General features: G+C 66.7%; 3 protein-coding genes and 2 pseudogenes (1 of these 5 cut by a window edge). 2 read left to right on the top strand and 3 right to left on the bottom strand.

Features of this window, described 5'->3' with window-relative positions; all coding sequences use genetic code 11:
• Positions 1-707: pseudogene (locus tag A2X88_08360) on the bottom strand (ABC transporter substrate-binding protein).
• A gap of 579 nt (positions 708-1,286) precedes the next feature.
• Between A2X88_08360 and A2X88_08355 the strand changes: the two are divergent.
• On the top strand, positions 1,287-2,012 hold the full coding sequence (locus A2X88_08355; protein ID OGP34863.1) for a hypothetical protein: 726 nt from the start codon (positions 1,287-1,289) through the stop codon (positions 2,010-2,012).
• Entirely contained in the window at positions 2,012-2,716 is a 705-nt protein-coding gene (locus A2X88_08350) for a hypothetical protein (protein OGP34862.1), read from the top strand. The genes A2X88_08355 and A2X88_08350 overlap by 1 nt, the downstream gene beginning before the upstream one ends.
• 13 nt (positions 2,717-2,729) lie before the next feature.
• Here A2X88_08350 and A2X88_08345 read toward each other — a convergent pair whose 3' ends face one another.
• On the bottom strand, positions 2,730-5,366 hold the full coding sequence (locus tag A2X88_08345) for an alanine--tRNA ligase (GenBank protein OGP34861.1): 2,637 nt from the start codon (positions 5,364-5,366) through the stop codon (positions 2,730-2,732).
• Positions 5,367-5,372: 6 nt separating this feature from the next.
• A pseudogene (locus A2X88_08340) lies at positions 5,373-5,567 on the bottom strand (hypothetical protein) (it continues 246 nt past the right edge of the window).

Here is a 5,567-nt window from a genome sequence, read left to right as displayed (position 1 = left end):
CCGATGAAGAGCTTCGGGTTGAAGTCCAGTTCCTTCGCCTGACGCATCAGGAGCGCCGCGTCCATGACGTAGGAGACCATGTAAACCAGGTCGGGGTTCATCGCCTTGACCTTGGTGAGCATCGGCTTGAAGTCGATGGCTCCCTTGTTGTACCCCTCCTTGGACAGAACCTTGAATCCCAGTTGCGCGCAATCCTCCTCGAACGACTTCGCGCTGGACTGGCCGAAGAGGGAATTCTCGAAGAGGATGACGGCCGTCTTCGGTTTGACCACCTCCTGGAGGAAGGTGACGACCGCCGCCGGGTATTCGCTGGCGGGCGGGTTGATCCGGAAGACGTATTCGTATCCGACCTCCGTGATCTTGTCCGCCGATCCCGTAGTGACCAGGAAGGGAACCTTGAACTGCTGGGCCACGGCGGTCGCCGCGGCGGTGACGGAACTGGAGTACCCGCCCGTGATGATGGGCACCTTCTCCTGGGAGATCAGCTTCTCGGTCGCGGAGCGGCCGATGTCGGGCTTCCCGGTGTCGTCCTCGAAGAGGAGCTCGAGCTTCTTCCCGTTGACCCCTCCCTTGGCGTTGATTTCCTCGGCCGCCATCTCGAAGGACCGCTTTTCGATTTCACCGAATTTGGCCTGCTCGCCGGTCAGCGGGAGCAGGATTCCGACCTTGACCGTATCGGCCATCGCGACGGCGCTTCCCAGGCCCAATGCCAGGACAACCGCAAGGCTTGCTGACAGCGCTTTTCTTGTAAGACTCATGAAACCTCCTCCTTCTTTTTTCGTTGGGTACCAGGTTCGACGGATGTTTCGGCCCCGAACGCCGGAGCCCATGCCATTTATACCATTTCACGGCGGGTTTCCACCGCCATTTCTTCAGGGAAAACCGGCCTCCGCCGCTTTCGGCCTGCCCTTTTCCGCCGGCTGTCCGCTCTCGGCGTCTTCCCGGCAACGCCTCGGTTCTTCAGGGAGCGGATCCAATATGTCAGGAGCAGGATAGCAAGGAGCCGGGCATGAGAACATCGGAGCGATCCTGATTTTCCTGTGCGAATTTTTTCTGACAGGCGCCGCATCGGGTCAAACCTCCACAACGCGGTTCTGGATGGCGAACCGCGTCAGTTCCGCGTTGTTCCTCAAGTTCGGTTTCCTGAGCAGCCGTGCGCGGTAGGTATCGATCGTCTTCGTGCTGATGTGGTAGGTCTCGGCGACCTCCCGGTTCCTCCCGTCGATCCGCCCGGAGGAACCAGCGCAACATTGACATTTCCGGATGGCTATACTACCGTCGATCCCATGCGCCGGCCGGGCCACCTCCTCGCCGCTCTTTTGGCCGCGAGCCTCCTGCTTCCCGCCTGCTCCGAAAAGATCTCCCGGCAGACCGGTCTCTCCGACCGCGAGCTGCTGGCGGGAGGCGAGCAGAAGCTGGCCCGGAAGAAGTACGGGGGGGCGGCCGAGCATTTCCGGACCCTGCTCGAGCGCTTTCCGAATTCCCCGCTGGCTCCGCGCGCGCAGCTCGCGCTCGCGGAGGCCCACATGGAAAACGGGGACGAAGCGGAAGCCGAGGTGGCCTTCGACGATTTCCTCCGGCTCTACCCCGCGCATGACAAGGTTCTCTACGCCCTCTCCCGGAAGGGGGAACTGTTCTACCGGCAGGTCCGCGACCCCCGGAGGGACCAGACCAAGACCCAGGAGACGATCCGGACCTACACCCTGCTTCTGGAGAAGAGCCCGTCCGGCCCCTACGCCGCGTCGGCCTCCCTCCGTATTTCGGAGCTCCGCAACCGGCTGGCGGAGCACGAAGCGCAGGTCGTAGCCCATTACCTCGGCCGGAAGCAGTACGTCAGCGCCGAGGCCCGGGCAAGGCGCGCGATATCCGAGTACCCCCGGACGACCACCCTCCCCTCCCTGCTGTCCCTTCTCGCGCAGTCGCTGGAGGGGGGAGGGAAACCGGCGGAGGCCGCCGAAGTCCGGAAGAGCCTCGCCGAAAACTTCCCGGAATCCGGAGCGAAGAAGCCGTGATGCACAGCGATCTGGCCAAGCTCGTCAGCGTCGGCAAGAGGGCGTTCGGGGAAAAGGACTTCCGCAGGGCGGAGAAGCTTCTGCGGGAGGCGATCGATGGGGGGGCGAACTACGCCGACATCCACTACACCCTCGGCCTCATCTACCACCAGGGGGGGAAGCTCGAGGAGGCGGTGGAGCACTTCGAGAAAAGCGTCGAGGTGAACCCCCACTACACCGAATGCCTCCTGTCGCTGGCGATTACCCTGAACGACCTGGGGAGATATGACGAGGCCAAGGCGGCCCACCAGAGGGCCGGCGCCTCGCTCTCGCGCCCGGGAAAGGTCGGGAAGGGGAACCTGTTCGGAGCAAAGATCGCGAACCTGCACGCCGAACTGGGGGAGCTCTATCTCGCGCTGGGACGGAACGACGAGGCGATCGGCGAGTACCGGAAGGCGCTCCGGATCGCGCCCGGCTTCGCCGACCTGCGGGTCCGGCTGGCCATCGCGCTCCGCGAGACGGGACGCCTTCCGGAGGGACTCGGGGAGGTGGAGCGGGCGCTGGCCGACCACCCCGGGCTGATCCCCGCACTCTCGCAACGCGGAATCCTGCAGTACCTCCTCGGCTGGAAAGAGGAGGCCCGCCGCTCCTGGGAGGAGGCTCTCTTCCGGGACCCGCTGAACAAGCTGGTGCAGCTCTACCTGAATACGCTCGAACGGGAATAGGCGGGAGCCGGAATCAGCCCTTCGGAACCCAGGACCACAGGGAGTCGAGCGCCTCCGCGAGGTTCTCGAGCCTCGACCCGCCCGCCTGCGCCATGTCCTTCCGTCCTCCACCGCCCCCTCCCACGGCGGAGGCGGCCTTCCGGACGATCTCGGAGGCGGAATAGCTTCCGGTGAGGTCGGCGGTCACTCCCGCGACGAGGTGACAGCGCCCCTCCTCCCGGCACCCCAGCAGCAGGATCCCGCTCTTCATCTTCCCCTTCACCGCGTCGGCCAGCTCCCGCAGGGATGCGGGATCCATCGGGTCCACCTCGGCGGAAACGGACAGGACCCCGCCGGCCTCCCGCGCCTTCGACATCACCTCTCCCACGAGGTCCCGCGCCGCCCGGCGCCTCGCCTCCTGCACATCCTTCTCCAGCGCCCGGACCTGGGCGAGGAGCCGACGGACTCTCTCGACGGCGTCGGCGGGGGAAACCTTCAGCTCTCCCGCGACGAGGTGAAGCCGGTCGGCCTCCTCCCGAAGCTGATGGAAGGCGCCCGGACCGGTCGCCGCCTCGATCCGCCGCACGCCGGCGGCCAGCGCCCCTTCGGAGAGGATCCGGAAGAGCCCGATCTCCCCCGTGTTTCCGACGTGCGTACCGCCGCACAGCTCCATGCTCACCCCGGGCACGGTCACCATCCGGACGACGTCCGCGTACTTCTCGCCGAAGAAGGCCATCGCCCCGCGGGAGACCGCCTCCTCGTGCGGCAGGTATTCCCAGTCCACCGGACGGACGGCGAAGACTGTCTCGTTCACCAGATCCTCCACCTGCCGCAGCGCCGCCTCCGAAACCGCCTCGAAATGGGTGAAGTCGAACCGGAGCTTGTCGGGCCCCACGTAGGAACCCGCCTGGCGGATATGGGTCCCCAGCACCTGCCGCAGCGCGGCCTGCAGCAGATGGGTGGCCGTATGGTTCGCCTGGGTCTGCCTCCGGGTCGGGCCGTCCACCGAAAGATCCAGGACCATCCCTTCCCGGAGCGTCCCCCCGACGACCTTGGCCCGGTGGATCACGATGTCGTGCGACGGCCTGCGGGCCGAGACGATCTCGAGCCGGGTTCCCTCCCCGGCGGCCGTTCCCCGGTCGCCGGCCTGCCCCCCCGCCTCCCCGTAGAAGGGGGTGACATCGGTCACGAGGTCGACCTCCTCGTCCGCTCCGGCCTCCCTGACCCGCTCCCCGTCCCGGAAGAGGGAGGCCACCCGCGCCGCGGCGGAGAAGGTTTCGTAGCCGACGAACTCCACGGAGATCCCGGCGCGGGAGAGCTCCGCGGCGGCCGCATCGGATACGCCTACCTCGCCCCCCTTCCAGGCTTCCCGGGACTGGGCGCGCTGGCGCTGCATCTCCTCCTCGAACCCCTTCTCGTCGAGGGTCACCCCCCGCTCGCGGCAGAGATCCGCGGTGAGATCGACCGGGAAGCCGAAGGTGTCGTACAGCTTGAAGGCGATCGACCCGGCAAAGGTCTTCCCCCCGCCCCGATCGATCCTCGCGAACTCCTCTTCCACCATCCGGAGCCCGGAGTCCAGCGTCTCGAGGAACCGTTTTTCCTCGTGGAGGGAGATCGTGTCGATGAAGGCGGCGCTCCCGGCGAGCCCGGGGTAGGCGCCCGAGAACTCCCGGACCACCGCGGCCGCCACCCGGTGGAGGAAGGGGCCGTCGAAGCCGAGCTTCTTGCCGTGGCGCAGGGCGCGGCGCATGATCCGGCGCAACACGTACCCGCGCCCCTCGTTCGCGGGGAGGATCCCGTCGGCGATCAGGAACGCGGTGGCCCGCGAATGGTCGGCGATCACGCGCATCGCCGCATCTTCCCGCGGCGAGCGGCCGGACGTCACCCCCGAAAGCTTCTTGATCTCCGCGAGGATCGGGAGGAACAGGTCGGAATCGTAGTTGCTCGTGACCCCCTGGACGACCGCCGCCAGCCGCTCCAGCCCCATCCCCGTGTCGATGCTCGGCTTCGGCAGCGGGACCTTCGTCCCGCTCTCGTCCTGGTTGAACTGCATGAAGACCAGGTTCCAGATCTCGAGGAACCGGTCGCAGTCGCACCCGACCGCGCAGGAAGGTTTCCCGCACCCGATTCCCTCCCCCTGGTCGTAGATGATCTCGGAGCAGGGGCCGCACGGCCCGGTGGGCCCCATCGCCCAGAAGTTGTCCTTCTCGTCGAACCGGACGATCCGGGAGGCGGGGATCCCCATCGTCCGGTGCCAGAGGTCATAGGCCTCCTCGTCCTCGCGGAAGACGGAGACGGTCATCCGCTTCCCGTCCAGCCCCATCTCCCGGGTCAGGAAGTCCCACCCGAAGAAGATCGCCTCCTTCTTGAAGTAGTCCCCGAAGGAGAAGTTCCCCAGCATCTCGAAGAGGGTGTGGTGGCGGGCCGTGTACCCCACGTTCTCCAGGTCGTTGTGCTTTCCGCTGACGCGGAGGCAGCGCTGCGACGAGGCCGCCCGCTTCCAATCCGACGGTGCGAGTCCGAGGAAATTCTCCTTGAACTGCACCATCCCCGCGTTCGTGAAGAGCAGGGTGGGGTCGTTTTCCGGAACCAGCGAGGAGCTGGGAAGCACCTTGTGCCCCTGCTTCTCGAAATAGGCCAGGAAAGCGGCTCGGATCTCGGCTCCGGTCATGACGTCTCACCCCTCTCCTTCTTCGATGTCTGCGGCCCCGCCCCGGATCGCCTCCCGGCAGGTTTCCGGGGGGAACCCCCGGCCGGCCAGGAACCGGTAGGCCTTCGCCGCCCCCTCGCGCCCCGGGGGAATCCCCTCCCGGAACTTTTTTGCCAGCGCGGCCCGGGCCGCGTGCAGCTCCTCGTCCGGCCGGATCCGCCC

The sequence above is a fragment of the Deltaproteobacteria bacterium GWC2_65_14 genome (genome assembly GCA_001797615.1).
In the GTDB taxonomy this organism is placed as follows: domain Bacteria; phylum Desulfobacterota; class Deferrimicrobia; order Deferrimicrobiales; family Deferrimicrobiaceae; genus GWC2-65-14.
The sequence above is the reverse complement of the archived record's forward strand: the minus strand, read 5'-3'. Positions and strand labels throughout refer to the sequence as shown.

What these genes read in the sequence shown, in the direction of transcription:
- A2X88_08355 (OGP34863.1), top strand. Translation starts at nt 1,287, where the DNA reads ATGCGCCGGCCGGGCCACCTCCTCGCCGCTCTTTTGGCCGCGAGCCTC.
- A2X88_08345 (OGP34861.1), bottom strand. Translation starts at nt 5,366, where the DNA reads ATGACCGGAGCCGAGATCCGAGCCGCTTTCCTGGCCTATTTCGAGAAG.
- A2X88_08350 (OGP34862.1), top strand. Translation starts at nt 2,012, where the DNA reads ATGCACAGCGATCTGGCCAAGCTCGTCAGCGTCGGCAAGAGGGCGTTC.